Genomic DNA, 16,364 nt, shown 5'->3' on the forward strand with positions numbered 1-16,364 from the left:
AATGTTAAAACGTAAAACCTTTTTGAAAAAAATAAAATCACGGGATATTTCGGTTTCCCGTAACTCACGTATAAGACGCTTAAAACGCCGTAAACAAAAACAATTTGAACGTCATGCGATGCAATTTGTTTTACAAGAATTTTGTTGTTAAAAGAAAAATCCCGATAATGATATCGGGATTTTTTTATTTATCATTTAATTATTGGCACCGGGTACGGTCAGTTCCGGTTCTTCCGGTTTCTCCACTTTCATAAAGGCTTTGTCTTTATTGGCATCAATAATCTGTTGGGTTTGATTTGCCAAGGTTTCCAGTCCCATTTTTTGATAGGCATCCCGCATTAAGAATAGACCCTCGTAAGTCGCTCGTGTATCCGGATATAATTGCAACATTCCGACAATACGATTTGCCACCGCAACATCGGCATTGCGTTTAGCGTAAAACTTGGCAATTTCCAACTCGTGACGGGCTAAAGAATCTTTAATATACACCATACGCGCTAAAGCATCTTGCGAGTACGGACTATCCGGGAAGGTGCGCACTAAACTTTGGAAATTTGCAAAAGCGGTTTTTAATGAGGTGGTTTCCCGCGTTGCACGATCAATCCCAAAGAAATCTTGAATCGCATTATCCGCTGTTGCCGCATTGGTTAAGCCTGCCATATACACGGCATAATCACGGTTTGGGCTTTGTGGAAATTGGTTTAAAAAACTATCTACGGTAACCAATACCCCGGTATAATCCTGAGACTTATAATTTGCATACATTAAATCCAACATTGCCTGCTCTTGATAAGCACTGCCCGGAAAACGCTCGGTTGTCGCATTGAGATAACGAATTGCCTCCGAATAACCACCTTCTTGTAACGCTGCGGCACCTTTATTATAAAGTTCATCCACGGATGCCTGCTCTACTTCTTTATTTCCGCTTGAACAGCCCACCACCGCAAAGGCAGTCATGGCAATCAACGCCAATGATTTCATTTTATCCATTGTTTTTCCCTTAATTTTTACGAAAGCCAATAAATCAGATACAATTAGGCGGTATTGTATAGAACATTGGTCAATAAGCCAACTTTTTAAAAAATAATTGAGACAGATTTTATGCCGCAAATTACCCTTTCTGCCGAGGTTCAACCTGAACAGATAGGGCAGCGTTTAGACCAAACGCTCGCCGAATTGTTCCCCGATTATTCCCGCTCACGCCTAAAAACGTGGATTGAAGCGGATCTTGTAAAAATCAATCATCGCATCGCCAATATCCCACGAGAGAAAGTTCTTGGTGGCGAGCATATTGAAATTACTGTCGATGTCGAAGATGAAACCCGTTTTGAGCCAGAAAATATTCCGCTTAATATTGTCTATGAAGATGAAGACATTATTGTGATTAACAAACCGAAAGATCTTGTGGTTCATCCGGGAGCGGGCAATCCAAGTGGTACGGTATTGAATGCACTGCTCTATCATTATCCGCCCATTGCCGAAGTGCCACGTGCCGGCATTGTACATCGTTTGGACAAGGATACGACGGGATTAATGGTGGTTGCCAAAACCATTCCGGCACAAACCAAACTGGTGAGGGATTTACAAAAACGCAAAATTACCCGTGAATATGAAGCCGTTGCCTCAGGCATTATGACCAAAGGCGGTATGGTGGATCAACCTATGGCACGCCACCCTACAAAACGCACGCTGATGGCGGTTCACCCCATGGGAAAACCGGCTATTACCCATTATCGAATCATGGAAAATTTCCGTAACTACACTCGCCTACGTTTACGCTTGGAAACCGGCAGAACCCACCAAATCCGTGTTCATATGGCACATATTGCCCACCCATTATTGGGCGATCAAACCTATGGTGGCCGCCCCCGCCCACCGAAAAACGCCGGTGAAAATTTTATGGAAGTATTGCGTAATTTCAAACGCCAAGCCCTACACGCTGTAATGTTGCGCTTAGCCCACCCGATCACAGGCGAAATAATGGAATGGTATGCCCCTTTGCCCGATGATTTTGTTGAATTAATCAATGCTTTAAAAACCGACTATCTTGAACATAAAGAAGAATTGGATTATTAATATGCAAGCGATTTTTCCAACCTGGCAAGCCCCCTCCAATATTCAGGCGTTCACCACCACCCGAGCAGGCGGAGTAAGCAAAGCCCCTTTTGAAAGTTTTAATCTAGGCGATCACGTGGGAGATGAAAAAAGTGCGGTCAAAATTAACCGCACTTTACTGGTGGAAAAATTCCGCTTGCCCCACGCCCCGTTATTTCTCATCCAAACCCACAGCACAAAGGTGATCCGCCTGCCTTATTGCGGCGATAATGTGGAAGCCGATGCGGTTTATACCAATCAGCCAAATCAAGTCTGTGCGGTGATGACTGCGGATTGTCTACCTGTGCTTTTCACCACCAAGCAAGGGAATGAAGTTGCCGCCACCCACGCCGGTTGGCGGGGATTATGCGATGGGATTTTGGAAGAAACGGTAAAATGTTTTCACGCCGCACCACAGGATATTATCGCGTGGCTAGGGCCGGCTATCGGGCCACAGGCATTCCAAGTGGGCAAAGAAGTGGTTGAACAATTTATGGCAGTGGATCCCCAAGCGCAAAAGGCTTTTCGTTCAGATCCCGAACAAGAGGAAAAATACCTTGGCGATCTTTATCAAATCGCCACTCAACGCCTTAATAAATTAGGGATTACAGAAATTTTTGGCGGGAAACATTGCACGTTTAACGAAGAAAAATTATTTTTTTCCTACCGCCGCGAAGGACAAACGGGTAGAATGGCGAGCGTGATTTGGTTTGAATAGTGTTGAGAAATTGATCGCCATTCAAATATCAATTCATCCTCTCCCAAATATGGCTGTTACGGCTAGCGATACCGCATAATTGCTTACTGGGTTATTTCTCTTTTATTTTCCATTCTTTATCATAAATGCCTGATTACGCTGATTTTCAGGCATTGCTTTAATATAGGATGTTGGGTAGAAAGACAAGGAACCAAAGGCGATTGATGAGGAATATTTGAAATATGATAATGAACGTTATAGTCCATTGTGGCATTTGGGTGAAATCTATTACAACGGATTAGGCGATCGCTAAGACTTAGTACAATCAAGGGGATATTATGGGCGAGCCTGTGATTTATTCCGTGAGGTGAATGAGAAGATTCATTAATTTGGGGGTTAGACTGCCGATTTCTTAGAAATCACTTGATAGGGGGACGATTCGTAATGATTTATCTCCTATTTTTATCTGTTGTTTTGCATTGAATGTAGCTATGGGATAGAAAACGTATTGGGTAGGATATGAAAAGAATCGGTGAAACTTATCATTTATTAATGAGAAAAATCCCTTTGAGTGATACAATCCGTCAGATTTTTTTGAAAGGATAAGAATGTTATGGCTCGTAAGAAAAAGACACGCCGAATTACTGATGTGATGCCAACCCGTAAGGCAGATAAAAAACCGGAAATGCCAAAGCGTGCCGGTAAAAAATTAACCCGTTATGAGCTTGATGCGAAAGCCCGTGAGGAGAAGAAAAAGCGCAAGCACAAAGGCTTGGCTTCCGGTTCTCGCCATAGTGCAGGGGAAAATAGCGTTAATCAACTGCCGCAAGAAATTAAAGATCCGAAAATCGGCAGTAAGAAAAAAATTCCTTTAATTGTGGAATTTGTCAATAAACCGGAAAAAGGTCAGGTGATTCCAGCGGTGAAACCGGTGAAGAAAAGGGATCCGATGGAGGAATTGGAAAACCTTGAAAATAATGAAATTCTGAATGAATTATTAGATGCGTTGGATGAAGGCAAAACCCTAAGTAAAGCGGATCAACAATTTGTTGATGAATGTTTGGCACGCATTGCCGAATTGATGGAAGAGCTCGGTATTGAAGATGAGGAAGAAAACACCGAGGATTTATACCGCACTTTTGAGCAAATTGATATTAATCGGTTTAGATAAAAAATGATTTGGATAACAATTTTAACGGTTTTTGCACTCGCCATTATTGCGGCATTATCTTGGTATGCCTTTCGTTTGTTAAAGCAAGTGAAAACTCGCCAACAAATGCTGAGGGAAGCCCAAATGGCAAGAACGGCCCGTTTAAAGGAAAGCATTGAAATTATTGCGAAAGCAATGTTGCAAAAGGAATGTAATCATTCTGAAGGGGTGATTCGTCTTGCAATGTTGTTGATGCCATTGGGGAAAAATTTACACCCTTATCCGGCGATGTGGGAACTTTATGAAACGGTGCGGGAAATGCCAACTCATGAGGCACGCAAGGCGCTTGGTAAAAAAGAGAGAATGCATCTTGATCTTGAACGGGAAAGTGCGGAAGCAAAATTAGAGCAGGCGATTATGGAAGAGTTGCCTCGTCTGCTTGATGAAATAAAGGAATGAGGAGAGGTTTAATGGCAGAAATGATTTGGGATAAGGCTTTGATTCAGAAGTATAATCAATCAGGTCCTCGTTATACATCTTACCCAACGGCGTTAGAATTTCACGAAAACTATACCAATCAGGATTTTCTTGATGCGGCAGCCCGCTACCCGGAACGCCCACTGTCGCTTTATGTGCATATTCCGTTTTGTCATCAACTTTGTTATTTCTGCGCCTGTAATAAAGTGATCACCCGTCATCAACATAAAGCGGATATTTATCTTGATTATTTGGAAAAAGAAATCATCAGTCGATCAGCGTTGTTTAAAAATAGAAAAGTGACGCAAATTCACTGGGGAGGCGGCACGCCGACTTATTTAAATCAAGCGCAATCTGCACGTTTAATGGCGATGTTGAAATCGCATTTTACGATTATGGAAAATGCGGAAATTTCCATTGAAATCGATCCTCGTCAAATTGAGCTTTCTATGCTCGATCATCTGCGTTCAATCGGTTTTAACCGAATGAGTATGGGGGTGCAGGATTTTAATAAAGATGTGCAAAAAATTGTAAATCGTGAACAAGATGAAGCCTTTATTGCGGCATTATTAAAACGGGCGGACGAGCTTGGGTTTCAGTCCACCAACCTTGATTTGATTTATGGATTGCCATTGCAAAATGTGGAAAGTTTTATGTTCACCCTGGAAAAAGTGATTGCGCTTAATCCGGATCGTTTGAGCATTTTTAACTATGCCCATTTACCAAGCCGTGTGCCGGGTCAGGCTAAAATTAAAGAAGAAATGTTGCCTGCACCGGAAACCAAACTCACGATTTTACAGAAAACCATTGAGACTTTAGCCAATGCGGGGTATCAATTTATTGGTATGGATCACTTTGCAAAACCCGATGATGAATTGGCGATTGCGCAAGAAAAAGGCGTGTTGCACCGGAATTTCCAAGGTTACACCACGCAAGAAGAATGTGATCTTCTTGGTCTAGGGGTGTCATCCATTAGTTTGTTAGGGGATACTTATGCTCAAAATGAGAAGGATCTTAAAACCTATTATGGATTAGTGGAACAAAAGGGTAATGCGTTACATAAAGGGCTTGTGTTAAGCCGTGAAGACTGTTTACGTCGTGATGTGATTAAGCAGCTTATTTGCAATTTCAAATTAGATTTTTCGCCCATTGAAAAACAATATGATATTCAATTTACCGAGCATTTCGCCGAAGATTTGGCATTACTTCAACCCTTGATGAATGACAGATTAATCAGTCAAAATGAGCAGGGCTTGGCGGTGTCACCAAAAGGGCGGTTATTAATTCGCAATATTTGTTTGTGTTTTGATACCTATTCCCGAGCGGCAGCAAAACGCCAGCAATTTTCGAGAATTATCTAAGTTTTCTGCCATCCGTTTGGGTGGCATTTTTTATGGGGTAATACAAAATAAAAAATTCAAAAAATATAAAAAATCCAGTAGAATCACCCCTGTTTTATTTCAGGCTTAATATAAAAGGATAATTCAATGATTAATGAGATTAGACAAGATGCTGAACAGCGTATGGAGAAAAGCATCGAGGCATTAAAAGGGCATATTGCGAAAATTCGTACCGGTCGTGCACAACCGAGTTTATTAGACGGGATTCAAGTGGAATACTATGGGGCGGCAACGCCACTTCGCCAGTTAGCGAATGTGGTGGCGGAAGATGCCCGCACTTTAGCGGTTACTGTGTTTGACCGTTCATTAATCAGTGCGGTAGAAAAAGCTATTCTTACCTCTGATTTAGGATTAAATCCGTCCTCGGCGGGCACCACTATTCGAGTGCCGCTTCCACCGCTTACAGAAGAACGCCGTCGTGATTTAATTAAAATTGTGAAAGGTGAAGGGGAACAAGGTAAAGTGGCGATTCGTAACGTGCGCCGTGATGCCAATGATAAAATTAAAGCCTTGTTGAAAGACAAAGCGATTAGCGAAAACGACCAACACAAAGCGGAAGATGTGATCCAAAAATTAACCGACCAATACATCAAAAAAGTCGATGAAATTTTGGCAGAGAAAGAAAAAGAGTTATTAGATTTTTAATCACAATAATCTAAGGAGAAATGATGTCAGGCGGTTTAATTGGGAAAAATCCCAAAGTGGATATGGTAGCCAGCTTAATCATTGGCGGGGTTCTATTATTTCTCGCCTATGATTTTTATGGGAAATTAATCGCTCTTGAACAAAATGGCGGCTCGATGAAAGTGAATGCGATTGTGTATGCACTTTATGAAATGGGCGGTGCTGTGGGTGCTGCCGGTGCTTTTGTTGCGGGAGCATTGTTTTTTTTCTATCGCTCGTATCGGGCATTTTTAAAATTAAAATCATCTTAATAGCGAAATTAAAGGACGCATCGGCGTCCTTTTTACTGAATATAAAGTGCGGTCAAAAATTTATGCAAAAACAAAATGTGGTGATTCTTGGTGCAACAGGCTCCATTGGACAAAGCACCCTATCGGTGATTGAGCATAACCCTGAAAAGTATCATGCTTTTGCCCTTGTTGGCGGGAAAAATGTTGAGGCAATGTTTGAAAAATGCGTAAAATTTCGACCGCACTTTGCCGCCCTTGATGATGTGAATGCGGCAAATATTTTACGTCGTCAACTTGCTGAGCATCATATTCCCACCGAAGTATTAGCCGGACAGAAAGCAATTTGTGAGTTGGCAGCCCACCCCGATGCTGATCAGGTGATGGCTGCTATTGTCGGGGCGGCTGGTTTACTACCCACCTTATCTGCTGTAAAAGCGGGTAAACGGGTGCTTTTGGCAAACAAAGAAGCGTTGGTAACCTGTGGGCAGATTTTTATTGAAGCGGTGAAACAGCATCAGGCGATATTATTGCCCGTCGATAGTGAACATAATGCGATTTTCCAATCCCTCCCGCCTAAGGCGCAACAAAAAATCGGTTTTTGCCCTTTAGGCGAATTGGGGATTAGCAAAATTGTCCTCACCGGATCAGGTGGCCCTTTCCGTTATACTCCACTTGAGGAATTTGACCGAATCACACCGGCGCAAGCCGTGGCTCATCCGAATTGGTCGATGGGGAAAAAAATCTCGGTGGATTCGGCGACGATGATGAACAAGGGCTTGGAATATATTGAGGCACGTTGGTTATTTAACGCCCGAGCTGATGAAATGGAAGTGATTATTCACCCACAATCCATTATTCATTCAATGGTGCGCTATGTGGATGGCTCAGTGATCGCGCAAATGGGAAACCCCGATATGCGCACACCGATTGCAGAAACCCTCGCCTATCCTCATCGTACATTCGCCGGTGTTGAACCTTTAGATTTCTTTAAAATCAAAGAACTGACTTTTCTCGAACCGGACTATCAACGTTATCCGAATTTAAAATTGGCGATTGATGCCTTTGCCGAGGGGCAATATGCCACGACAGCAATGAACGCCGCCAATGAAATTGCCGTACAGGCGTTTTTAGAAAGACGTATTTCATTTACCGATATCGCACGCATCAATCAAGAAACGGTAGCCAATATACCATCGACAACTATCACCGCGATTGAGGATGTCATTGAAGTTGATGAAAAAGCTCGAATGATGGCTGAAATACTGATTTCACAACGTGAAAAGTGCGGTCAAAAATAAACTGATTTTTTATGATAGAACTCGATAAAAATAATATCCCGGCACATGTTGCTATCATTATGGATGGTAACGGGCGTTGGGCAAAACAACAAAATAAATTGCGTATTTTTGGACATACGAATGGGGTAGCGGCGGTTCGCCGTGCGGTGAGTTATGCGCGGCAAATTGGTGTTAAAGTTCTCACGCTTTATGCATTTAGCAGTGAAAACTGGAGCCGCCCGGAACAAGAAGTGAATTCATTGATGACACTTTTTATGCAAGCGCTTGATCGTGAAGTCAAAAAACTGCATAAAAATAATATTCGCCTTAACATTATTGGCGATACTTCACGTTTTAGTGAAAAATTACAAGAGAAAATCGCAAAAGCAGAGCATTTAACAGAAAAAAACACGGCATTGACCTTGAATATCGCCGCCAATTATGGGGGCTGTTGGGATATTGTTCAAGCCGCCCGACAAATTGCCGATAAAATTAAAAAAGATGAAATGACTTTGGCGGATATTACCGAACAATCCTTCCAAAGCCACTTAGCCACACAACATCAGCCTCAAGTGGATTTGTTGATCCGCACCAGTGGTGAGCAACGTGTGAGTAACTTTTTACTTTGGCAGATCGCTTATGCGGAATTGTGCTTTTTAGATGTTTTATGGCCTGACTTTAGCGAGGAAGATTTCAATTGGGCTATTGCCAGTTATCAACAACGTCATCGCCGTTTTGGTGGGACTGAATAAGCGGAGAAATTATGCTTAAAGAGCGTGTATTGTCAGCCATTGTGCTGATTGCGGTGGTACTATGTGCCTTATTTTTATTTAGCCCTTTTTACTTTGCTTTGGCATTGGGCTTGGTGGCGACATTGGGTGTTTGGGAATGGACACAATTTGCGCGTTTTAAACAGTCTCTCGTTCGTTTGTGTATTGCTGCATTTCTTGGGGCATTTATTTTCTTATGGCTTTTTACCGAGGGGGATTACCTCAATGCCGGACGGGTTTTTGAAGCTTATCTTCCGCTTTTATTGATGAACGCAGTGGGTTGGTGGATGCTCTCATTATTATTAGTTATCACTTATCCAGCCTCCGCCAAATACTGGGGGAAAAATAAACCCCTTCAATTATTATTTGCTTTCTCTACATTAATTCCCTTCATTGCCGCCGTATTACGCTTACGCTTAGATAACTATACGCAAGACCCTTATCACGGGTTATTTTTATTACTCTATGTTTTTGTGCTTGTATGGGCGGCGGATTCCGGTGCTTATTTTACAGGCCGTGCTTTTGGAAAACATAAATTAGCGCCTAAAGTGTCACCGGGGAAAACCTGGGAGGGCGTGATAGGCGGTTTAATCACTGCCGCAATTTTTGCTTGTATATTGATTTATTTTTCGGAGGAAAACCTTGTCGGCAATCGAGGTATTGCAGGTTTTATCATTCTTTCCGTGGCAACCGTAGCGATTTCAATTTTAGGTGATTTAACCGAGAGTATGTTCAAACGTGAAACCGGTATTAAAGATAGTAGCCGGCTTATTCCGGGACATGGGGGCATTTTGGATCGCATTGACAGCCTTACGGCGGCCGTCCCTTTCTTTACCTATTTTTACTTCTTTGTTTTGTAAGGATAAATGATGTCATTTTTGTGGTCTTTAGGTGCTTTTCTTATTGCCATTTCCGTGTTGGTTGCAGTGCATGAGTATGGGCACTTTTGGGCTGCACGAAAGTGCGGTGTAAAAGTATTGCGTTTTTCTCTTGGTTTTGGCAAGGTGATTTGGCGACGTAAAGATAAGCATGGGACAGAGTTTGCTTTATCAATGATCCCACTTGGCGGTTATGTCAAAATGTTGGATGGCAGGGCTGAATCTGTCCCGAAGGAATTCATCGCCCAAGCCTTTGATCACAAATCTGTACTACAACGTGCCTTTATTATTGCAGCCGGTCCATTGGCCAATTTTCTTTTTGCAATTTTTGCCTATTGGATCATCTATTCGGTCGGTATGCCAAGCGTTAAGCCAGTGATAGAACAGGTCACCCCCCATTCTATCGCTGCACAAGCACAGATTGAACCTAATATGCAAATTGTCGGTATTGATGGAAAAGATGCAGAAGATTGGGAAACCATTAATATGTTATTAGCCACGAAATTAGGGGAACATAACGTGAAGATAAGCGTTTCACCTTTTGGCTCTAATGTAACTTATGACAAAAAGCTGGATTTATCCCATTGGCAGTTTGATCCGGAAAAAGAAAGTGCGTTTGAATCTTTAGGCATACAGCCCGTTCGTGCCAAAGTGGAAATGACATTGTCGAAAGTTGTAGAAGACTCACCGGCTCAAAAAGCCGGTTTACAGGTTGGGGATAAAATTTTAACGGAAAATTTGACCGCACTTTCGTGGCAAAGTTTCGTGAGACAGGTTGAACAGGGCCATCCCATTAAACTTAAAATTGAACGCGATGGTAAAATGTTTGACAAAACGATACAACCGGAAAAAAATCACGAAGGTCGTTGGTTTGTGGGAATTAGCCCCACTTTTTTAAATGTAGGTGAGCAGTATCGAACCGAATTAAAATATGATATTCTTGCTGCCTTGTCTAAAGGCGTAGAAAAAACAGCACAATTATCTTGGCTCACCGTAAAAGTGATTGGCAAATTATTTACCGGTGATCTTGCATTAAATAATTTAAGCGGTCCAATTTCTATTGCAAAAGGTGCAGGGGCATCGTCAAGTATTGGGCCGGTTTATTTTCTTAGCTTTATGGCACTAATCAGCGTCAATTTAGGCATTATGAATTTATTTCCGTTGCCGATATTAGATGGCGGACATCTCGTCTTCTTGGCGGCGGAAGGTATAAAAGGAAAACCTGTTTCCGAACGGGTACAAAATTTAAGTTATCGAGTTGGAGCGACGTTGCTGTTCGCATTAATGGTTTTCGCGCTTTTCAATGATTTCTTACGTTTATAAATTTTATAGTGACATATAGGATACAGTCGATGAAAAAACTTCTAATCGCAAGTTTATTATTCGGAACGACAACAAGCATTTTCGCCGCCCCCTTTGTGGCAAAAGAAATTCGCGTGGATGGCGTTCAAGGTGAATTAGAACAACAAATTCTTGCCAACCTACCGGTTCGTTCAGGACAACAGGTTACCGATAATGATGTGGCAAATATCGTTCGATCTTTATTCGTCAGCGGTCGATTTGATGATATAAAAGCTTACCAAGATGGTAGTGCTCTTGTGGTCAGTGTAGTGGCAAAACCGATTATTTCCGAAGTTCAAATTAAAGGTAACTCTTTAATTCCGACGGAAGCATTAAAACAAAATTTAGATGCAAACGGCTTTAAATCAGGCGATATATTAAATCGTGCGAAACTTGATGAATTTGTAAAAGGCGTAAAGGAACACTATAAAAGCATCGGACGTTATAACGCAAAAGTAGAGGCTATCGTCAATACCCTTCCTAATAATCGTGCAGAGGTAACACTTCAAATTGATGAAGATGATACGGCAAAATTAAAATCTGTTACTTTTAACGGTAATCAAGCGATTTCCAGCAGCACTTTGCAAGAGCAGATGGAATTACAACCTGATGCGTGGTGGAAGCTTTGGGGAAATAAATTTGATGCGACCCAATTTGATAAAGATTTGCAGGCTATTCAAGAATATTATCAAAACAATGGTTATGCAAAAGCACGTATTACCCGCACCGATGTTCAATTAAATGATGAACAAACCAATGTGGAAGTCAACATTGATGTGAGTGAAGGCGAAAAATACGATTTAACGAGTGCGCGTATTGTAGGAAATGTCGGAGGTATGGCGGAAGAATTACAACCGTTGTTAAACCATTTGCATTTAAACGATACCTTTAGCCGTGCCGATGTCAGCGATGTTGAAAATGCCATTAAAGCCAAATTAGGCGAGCGGGGTTATGGTAGTGCAACGGTTAATGTGACACCGGCATTTGATGATGAAAATAAAACCGTGGCACTAACATTCGTGGTTGATGCCGGTCGTCGTTTATCCGTTCGTCAAGTTCAATTTGAGGGTAATACGGTTTCTGCAGACAGCACATTACGCCAAGAAATGCGCCAGCAGGAAGGTTCTTGGTATAACGCTCAGTTGGTTGAATTAGGTAAAATTCGTTTAGACAGAACTGGTTTTTTTGAAACTGTTGAAAGCCGTATCGAGCCGGTTGAAGGTACCAATGATGAAGTGAACGTGGTTTACAAAGTTAAAGAGCGTAACACAGGTAGTATCAACTTTGGTGTGGGTTATGGTACGGAGAGTGGTATCAGCTATCAGGCGAGTATCAAACAGGAAAACTTCTTGGGAACAGGGGCTGCGGTGAGCTTGGCGGGATCCCGTAATGACTATGGGACAACTATTAATCTTGGTTACACCGAACCGTACTTTACCAAAGACGGCGTAAGTTTAGGCGGAAATGTATTCTATGAGACTTACGATAACTCAGACAATGACACATCTTCTGATTATAAGCGTACAACTTATGGCGGTAATATTACCCTTGGCTTTCCGGTTAATGAAAATAACTCATACTATCTTGGGCTAGGTTACACTTATAATAAAATTAGTAATTTCTCTCAGGAATATAATCGTGATCTGTATTTAGAATCAATGAATTTTGATTCAACCTCCATTAAATCTCATGATTTTGATTTCTCATTCGGTTGGAACTATAACAGTTTAAATCGTGGTTATTTTCCAACGAAAGGGGTAAAAGCCAGTATTGGTGGACGTGTCACTATTCCGGGATCGGATAACAAATATTATAAATTGAATGCGGATATTCAAGGCTACTATCCGCTTGATCGCGATCACCGTTGGGTGCTCTCTGGTAAAATGGGGGCAGGTTATGCCAATGGCTTTGGCGGTAAACGTTTACCGTTCTATCAAAACTACACAGCCGGCGGCATTGGCTCATTGCGTGGTTTTGCGTATGGTGCGGTAGGCCCTAATGCGATTTATCTACAAAGAGTAGGTAATGGGGCAGCTTGGGTAAGAAGCGATGATGTTGTCGGTGGTAATGCAATCGGAACCGCTAGTGTGGAATTGATTGTGCCGACACCGTTTGTATCGGATAAAAATCAAAATTCGGTAAGAACATCATTATTCGTTGATGCCGCAAGCGTTTGGAATACAAAATGGAAAACGGATAAACAAGCGAGGGAAATTGCACATTTAAATTTACCTGATTATGGGAAAGCAAGCCGCATTCGTGCTTCTGCCGGTGTGGGTTTCCAATGGCAATCACCAATCGGGCCTTTGGTATTTTCCTATGCAAAACCGATTAAAAAATATGAAAATGATGATATAGAACAATTCCAATTTAGTATTGGTGGTTCTTTTTAATCGAACTTTTTATTTATCATTTAGTCAAAGCGAACACTTGCACGGTAAACTACAATGCTGTGCAAGCCCTATTAACCATTTAATTTAACAAGGAAATTTCAATGAAAAATGTTTTAAAAGTGACCGCACTTTCAGTAGGTATTGCACTTGCATCAGGTTTTGCCGCAGCAGATGAAAATATTGCATTTATTAATGCCGGTTATTTATTCCAAAACCACCCTGATCGCCAAACACTTGCCGATAAGTTGGATGCAGAATTAAAACCGACCGCAGATAAACTGGCGGCAAGTAAAAAAGAAATTGACGACAAAATTGCAGCATCACGCAAAAAAGTCGAGGCAAAAGTAGCTGCATTACAAAAAGATGCACCACGTTTACGCCAAGCCGAAATCCAAAAACGTGAAGAAGAAATCAATAAGTTTGGTGCAAGTGAAGAAGCTGCATTGACTAAATTGATGCAAGAACAAGATAAAAAAGTGGCGGCATTCCAAGAGGAAAGCGAAAAACGCCAAGCTGAAGCCCGTGAAAAATTGTTAGAAAGCATCCAAGTGGCTACCAATAATTTGGCAAAAGCAAAAGGTTATACTTATGTGATTGATGCAAACTCAGTGGTGTTTGCTGTCGAAGGGAAAGATATTACTGAAGAGGTGTTAAAATCTATCCCTGCTACGGAAAAAGCCGCTGCTCCTGCGAAAGCTGAAGAGAAAAAATAATAGGTTCTAACCATGCAAAAATCCTATTCTTTAAAAGAATTGGCTAATCAAATCGGCGCTACCGTTCGCGGTAACGCCGATGTCGTTATAACGGATATAGCCCCTCTTGATAAAGCACAAGCGCATCAACTCACCTTCATTTCTAATGCGAAATTCCGTCCCTTACTAAAAGATTCCAAAGCAGGCATTCTCGTTGTGTCGGAAACGGATGTAGAATTTTGTGCTCCGGAAAGTCATTTATTGATTGTAAAAGATCCCTATGTGGCTTATGCAATTTTGGCACAATATATGGACACCACGCCAAAAGCGGCACAAGGCATTGCACCAAGTGCGGTCATTTCTGAGGGTGTTTCTTTAGGTGAAAATGTATCAGTCGGTGCTAATGCGGTGATTGAAGAAGGTGCCGTATTAGGCGATAACGTGATTATCGGTGCAAATTGTTTTGTGGGAAAAAACACAAAAATTGGAGAAGGAACACAGCTTTGGGCGAATGTGACGGTTTATCATGATGTTGAAATCGGTTCAAACTGCTTAATTCAATCCGGTGCAGTGATTGGTAGCGATGGTTTCGGCTACGCCAATGATCGAGGTCGTTGGATTAAAATTCCTCAAGTAGGTCAAGTGATTATCGGCAATCATGTTGAAATTGGTGCTTGTACTTGTATTGACCGTGGGGCATTGGATGCCACCGTGATTGAGGATAACGTTATCATTGACAATCTTTGTCAAATCGCCCACAACGTACACATTGGTACCGGCACGGCTGTGGCAGGCGGTGTAATAATGGCGGGCAGCCTGACAGTAGGGCGTTATTGCTTAATCGGTGGTGCAAGTGTGCTCAATGGTCATATGGAGATCTGCGATAAGGTGACAATTACCGGAATGGGAATGGTGATGCGACCGATTACCGAGCCGGGAGTTTATTCGTCCGGTATTCCATTGCAAACTAACAAAGAATGGCGAAAAACCGCCGCATTGACTTTAGGGATTGATGGAATAAATAAACGCTTGAAATCCGTTGAAAAAAAACTTGGGGCTGTCCTAGATAACTAACCAAAACTTACCCTAACTAATTGTTTTAAAATGGAAATTTGAGATTTTAAGTTACTGTGATTAAAACGCCATTCATATTCCTTTAAATACAGCCCAAAATGGGCTTTGGGAATACCATTAAATTTGCATAAATGGCGTTTCGTCTAACTCCAAAAATTCTCAATTCCGTTTATGTGGTTTTGCTTTTCTGCGAAGTGTGTGTTGTGATTAATGCGAAAATGATTAAATTCACTCATATCAAGCACATCATAGCTTCGATAGAAATCGGTGTAAACAATACTATCCGGCTTCACTTTCTCTCGAATAATAGGCAGAAACGTGGCAGATTGTGTATTGAGGACGACAACGGTGTACACCTTACCATCACGTTTTAAAAGCCCAAAGACTGCCGTTTTACCGACCGCACCCCAGTCCTGTTTACCTTTGCGGATACCGCCTAAATAACTCTCATCGGCTTCAATTTCACCCTCAAACATCTCTAAATGAGGGCTGTTTTGATAGATAGGCAATCGTAAACGATGGAAATAATAAGCTGCAGTGGTTTTTATTTACGTTTACCAACTCTGTGGCGGTACGAGCTGTGATGCCTGCCACAAACAGCGCGATGAGTTTATTTTGCTTATGCTGACTTGGTCGACTTCTTCTCATTTGGCTATCTTAACCTAAATGGGCGTTTTAGTCGTTATCTAGGACAGCCCCTAAAATAATTTAATTAAAGTCTTTTTGTTATCTACTTTTTTGGTGTATTAATGGTTACATTGATCTCTTTATGGGGAGCTGTAACGCGTTATTTCTTTGGCTTATTAATAGTTTAAATGACTTTTATCTTCCCCCCATTAAAACGATAGGAGTTATTGCATCTATGTCTGTGTTATGGGGTGTAATTAATGTCATATTAAAATACAGAAAATCCCGAAAATACTGGTATTAAGGATAAAGTGCGGTTAATTTTTAAAATGTTTTTACAACACTTTGAAAATCAACCGCATTTTGTTTACTTGCGTTATACCATTTTAAGGTTACAATCTCGCTCAACTGTGAATGGCAGGATTAACTCAATTTTATCAATTCAAACAAATTTTATTTTAAAGGAAATCTCATGAATAAAAATCACTATAAAGTTATCTTCAGTCGAGCCTTAAACCAACTCATTGTTGTTTCGGAATTAGCCAAAAGTCAAAGCAAAACGGCGAATGAAAATCTTGGT

The 16,364-nt window shown here is 41.4% G+C and carries 17 protein-coding genes and 1 pseudogene; 16 read left to right on the plus strand and 2 right to left on the minus strand.

Translation table 11 applies throughout. The features are described 5' to 3' along the window. Position 1: 1 nt before the first annotated feature. Positions 2-151 (plus strand): hypothetical protein, encoded by a 150-nt coding sequence (locus BKK52_RS13665; RefSeq protein ID WP_165688476.1) that lies wholly within the window; start codon positions 2-4, stop codon positions 149-151. 44 nt (positions 152-195) lie between these two features. Here the strand turns inward: BKK52_RS13665 and BKK52_RS08190 are convergent, their stop codons facing one another. After that, positions 196-990 carry an outer membrane protein assembly factor BamD gene (locus BKK52_RS08190; protein WP_077421419.1) on the minus strand — a complete coding sequence of 265 codons (795 nt, stop codon included), beginning with the start codon at positions 988-990 and terminating at the stop codon, positions 196-198. Positions 991-1,101: 111 nt separating this feature from the next. On the opposite strand from BKK52_RS08190, the gene rluD reads away from it, so the two are divergent. From rluD to lpxD, 14 genes are all read left to right on the plus strand, one after another. Next, the gene (gene rluD, locus BKK52_RS08195; protein WP_077478476.1) at positions 1,102-2,076 is read left to right on the plus strand and encodes a 23S rRNA pseudouridine(1911/1915/1917) synthase RluD; all 975 of its coding nucleotides are present in this window, start codon (positions 1,102-1,104) and stop codon (positions 2,074-2,076) included. Between the two features lies 1 nt (position 2,077). Then, on the plus strand, positions 2,078-2,812 hold the full coding sequence (gene pgeF / locus BKK52_RS08200; protein WP_077478477.1) for a peptidoglycan editing factor PgeF: 735 nt from the start codon (positions 2,078-2,080) through the stop codon (positions 2,810-2,812). 592 nt (positions 2,813-3,404) lie between these two features. Further along, positions 3,405-3,962 (plus strand): Der GTPase-activating protein YihI, encoded by a 558-nt coding sequence (yihI, locus tag BKK52_RS08205; protein WP_077421422.1) that lies wholly within the window; start codon positions 3,405-3,407, stop codon positions 3,960-3,962. 3 nt (positions 3,963-3,965) lie between these two features. Then, a complete protein-coding gene (locus BKK52_RS08210; RefSeq protein WP_077421423.1) occupies positions 3,966-4,400 on the plus strand; it encodes a DUF2489 domain-containing protein in 435 nt (144 codons plus the stop codon). Between the two features lie 11 nt (positions 4,401-4,411). Next, positions 4,412-5,779: an oxygen-independent coproporphyrinogen III oxidase gene (gene hemN / locus BKK52_RS08215; RefSeq protein WP_077478478.1), complete on the plus strand. Its 1,368-nt coding sequence runs from the start codon at positions 4,412-4,414 to the stop codon at positions 5,777-5,779. Positions 5,780-5,905: 126 nt separating this feature from the next. Next, positions 5,906-6,463 carry a ribosome recycling factor gene (frr, locus tag BKK52_RS08220; protein ID WP_077421425.1) on the plus strand — a complete coding sequence of 186 codons (558 nt, stop codon included), beginning with the start codon at positions 5,906-5,908 and terminating at the stop codon, positions 6,461-6,463. 23 nt (positions 6,464-6,486) lie between these two features. Then, positions 6,487-6,753: a hypothetical protein gene (locus BKK52_RS08225; protein WP_077421426.1), complete on the plus strand. Its 267-nt coding sequence runs from the start codon at positions 6,487-6,489 to the stop codon at positions 6,751-6,753. Between the two features lie 62 nt (positions 6,754-6,815). Continuing rightward, complete coding sequence (ispC, locus tag BKK52_RS08230) at positions 6,816-8,030, plus strand: 1-deoxy-D-xylulose-5-phosphate reductoisomerase (protein ID WP_077478479.1); 1,215 nt, start codon at positions 6,816-6,818, stop codon at positions 8,028-8,030. Positions 8,031-8,041: 11 nt separating this feature from the next. After that, positions 8,042-8,761, plus strand: coding sequence for a polyprenyl diphosphate synthase (gene uppS, locus BKK52_RS08235; RefSeq protein ID WP_077421428.1), 720 nt, complete (start codon positions 8,042-8,044; stop codon positions 8,759-8,761). A gap of 11 nt (positions 8,762-8,772) precedes the next feature. Beyond that, positions 8,773-9,639 (plus strand): phosphatidate cytidylyltransferase, encoded by an 867-nt coding sequence (locus BKK52_RS08240; protein WP_077421429.1) that lies wholly within the window; start codon positions 8,773-8,775, stop codon positions 9,637-9,639. Positions 9,640-9,648: 9 nt separating this feature from the next. Continuing rightward, positions 9,649-10,980, plus strand: coding sequence for a sigma E protease regulator RseP (gene rseP / locus BKK52_RS08245; RefSeq protein WP_077421430.1), 1,332 nt, complete (start codon positions 9,649-9,651; stop codon positions 10,978-10,980). Between the two features lie 29 nt (positions 10,981-11,009). Further along, positions 11,010-13,391 carry an outer membrane protein assembly factor BamA gene (bamA, locus tag BKK52_RS08250; RefSeq protein WP_077421431.1) on the plus strand — a complete coding sequence of 794 codons (2,382 nt, stop codon included), beginning with the start codon at positions 11,010-11,012 and terminating at the stop codon, positions 13,389-13,391. A gap of 101 nt (positions 13,392-13,492) precedes the next feature. Continuing rightward, entirely contained in the window at positions 13,493-14,104 is a 612-nt protein-coding gene (locus BKK52_RS08255) for an OmpH/Skp family outer membrane protein (protein ID WP_077421432.1), read from the plus strand. A gap of 12 nt (positions 14,105-14,116) precedes the next feature. After that, complete coding sequence (gene lpxD, locus BKK52_RS08260; protein WP_077474377.1) at positions 14,117-15,157, plus strand: UDP-3-O-(3-hydroxymyristoyl)glucosamine N-acyltransferase; 1,041 nt, start codon at positions 14,117-14,119, stop codon at positions 15,155-15,157. On the opposite strand, the pseudogene BKK52_RS08265 reads toward lpxD, so the two are convergent. Next, positions 15,154-15,751, minus strand: a pseudogene (locus BKK52_RS08265) (IS1595 family transposase). The gene lpxD and the pseudogene BKK52_RS08265 overlap by 4 nt on opposite strands. A 505-nt stretch (positions 15,752-16,256) precedes the next feature. Between BKK52_RS08265 and BKK52_RS08270 the strand changes: the two are divergent. After that, positions 16,257-16,364 (plus strand): ESPR domain-containing protein (locus tag BKK52_RS08270; protein ID WP_208606150.1); only part of this gene is annotated, 108 nt, incomplete at its 3' end.

Source organism: Rodentibacter trehalosifermentans (assembly GCF_002000545.1).
In the GTDB taxonomy this organism is placed as follows: Bacteria; Pseudomonadota; Gammaproteobacteria; order Enterobacterales; family Pasteurellaceae; genus Rodentibacter; species Rodentibacter trehalosifermentans.

Excerpts from the sequence above, each read along its gene's own strand:
- frr (WP_077421425.1), top strand. The coding sequence starts at position 5,906 with ATGATTAATGAGATTAGACAAGATGCTGAACAGCGTATGGAGAAAAGC.
- BKK52_RS08190 (WP_077421419.1), bottom strand. The coding sequence starts at position 990 with ATGGATAAAATGAAATCATTGGCGTTGATTGCCATGACTGCCTTTGCG.
- BKK52_RS08240 (WP_077421429.1), top strand. The coding sequence starts at position 8,773 with ATGCTTAAAGAGCGTGTATTGTCAGCCATTGTGCTGATTGCGGTGGTA.
- rluD (WP_077478476.1), top strand. The coding sequence starts at position 1,102 with ATGCCGCAAATTACCCTTTCTGCCGAGGTTCAACCTGAACAGATAGGG.
- BKK52_RS13665 (WP_165688476.1), top strand. The coding sequence starts at position 2 with ATGTTAAAACGTAAAACCTTTTTGAAAAAAATAAAATCACGGGATATT.
- bamA (WP_077421431.1), top strand. The coding sequence starts at position 11,010 with ATGAAAAAACTTCTAATCGCAAGTTTATTATTCGGAACGACAACAAGC.
- uppS (WP_077421428.1), top strand. The coding sequence starts at position 8,042 with ATGATAGAACTCGATAAAAATAATATCCCGGCACATGTTGCTATCATT.
- hemN (WP_077478478.1), top strand. The coding sequence starts at position 4,412 with ATGGCAGAAATGATTTGGGATAAGGCTTTGATTCAGAAGTATAATCAA.
- lpxD (WP_077474377.1), top strand. The coding sequence starts at position 14,117 with ATGCAAAAATCCTATTCTTTAAAAGAATTGGCTAATCAAATCGGCGCT.
- yihI (WP_077421422.1), top strand. The coding sequence starts at position 3,405 with ATGGCTCGTAAGAAAAAGACACGCCGAATTACTGATGTGATGCCAACC.
- BKK52_RS08210 (WP_077421423.1), top strand. The coding sequence starts at position 3,966 with ATGATTTGGATAACAATTTTAACGGTTTTTGCACTCGCCATTATTGCG.
- pgeF (WP_077478477.1), top strand. The coding sequence starts at position 2,078 with ATGCAAGCGATTTTTCCAACCTGGCAAGCCCCCTCCAATATTCAGGCG.
- BKK52_RS08255 (WP_077421432.1), top strand. The coding sequence starts at position 13,493 with ATGAAAAATGTTTTAAAAGTGACCGCACTTTCAGTAGGTATTGCACTT.
- BKK52_RS08225 (WP_077421426.1), top strand. The coding sequence starts at position 6,487 with ATGTCAGGCGGTTTAATTGGGAAAAATCCCAAAGTGGATATGGTAGCC.
- rseP (WP_077421430.1), top strand. The coding sequence starts at position 9,649 with ATGTCATTTTTGTGGTCTTTAGGTGCTTTTCTTATTGCCATTTCCGTG.
- ispC (WP_077478479.1), top strand. The coding sequence starts at position 6,816 with ATGCAAAAACAAAATGTGGTGATTCTTGGTGCAACAGGCTCCATTGGA.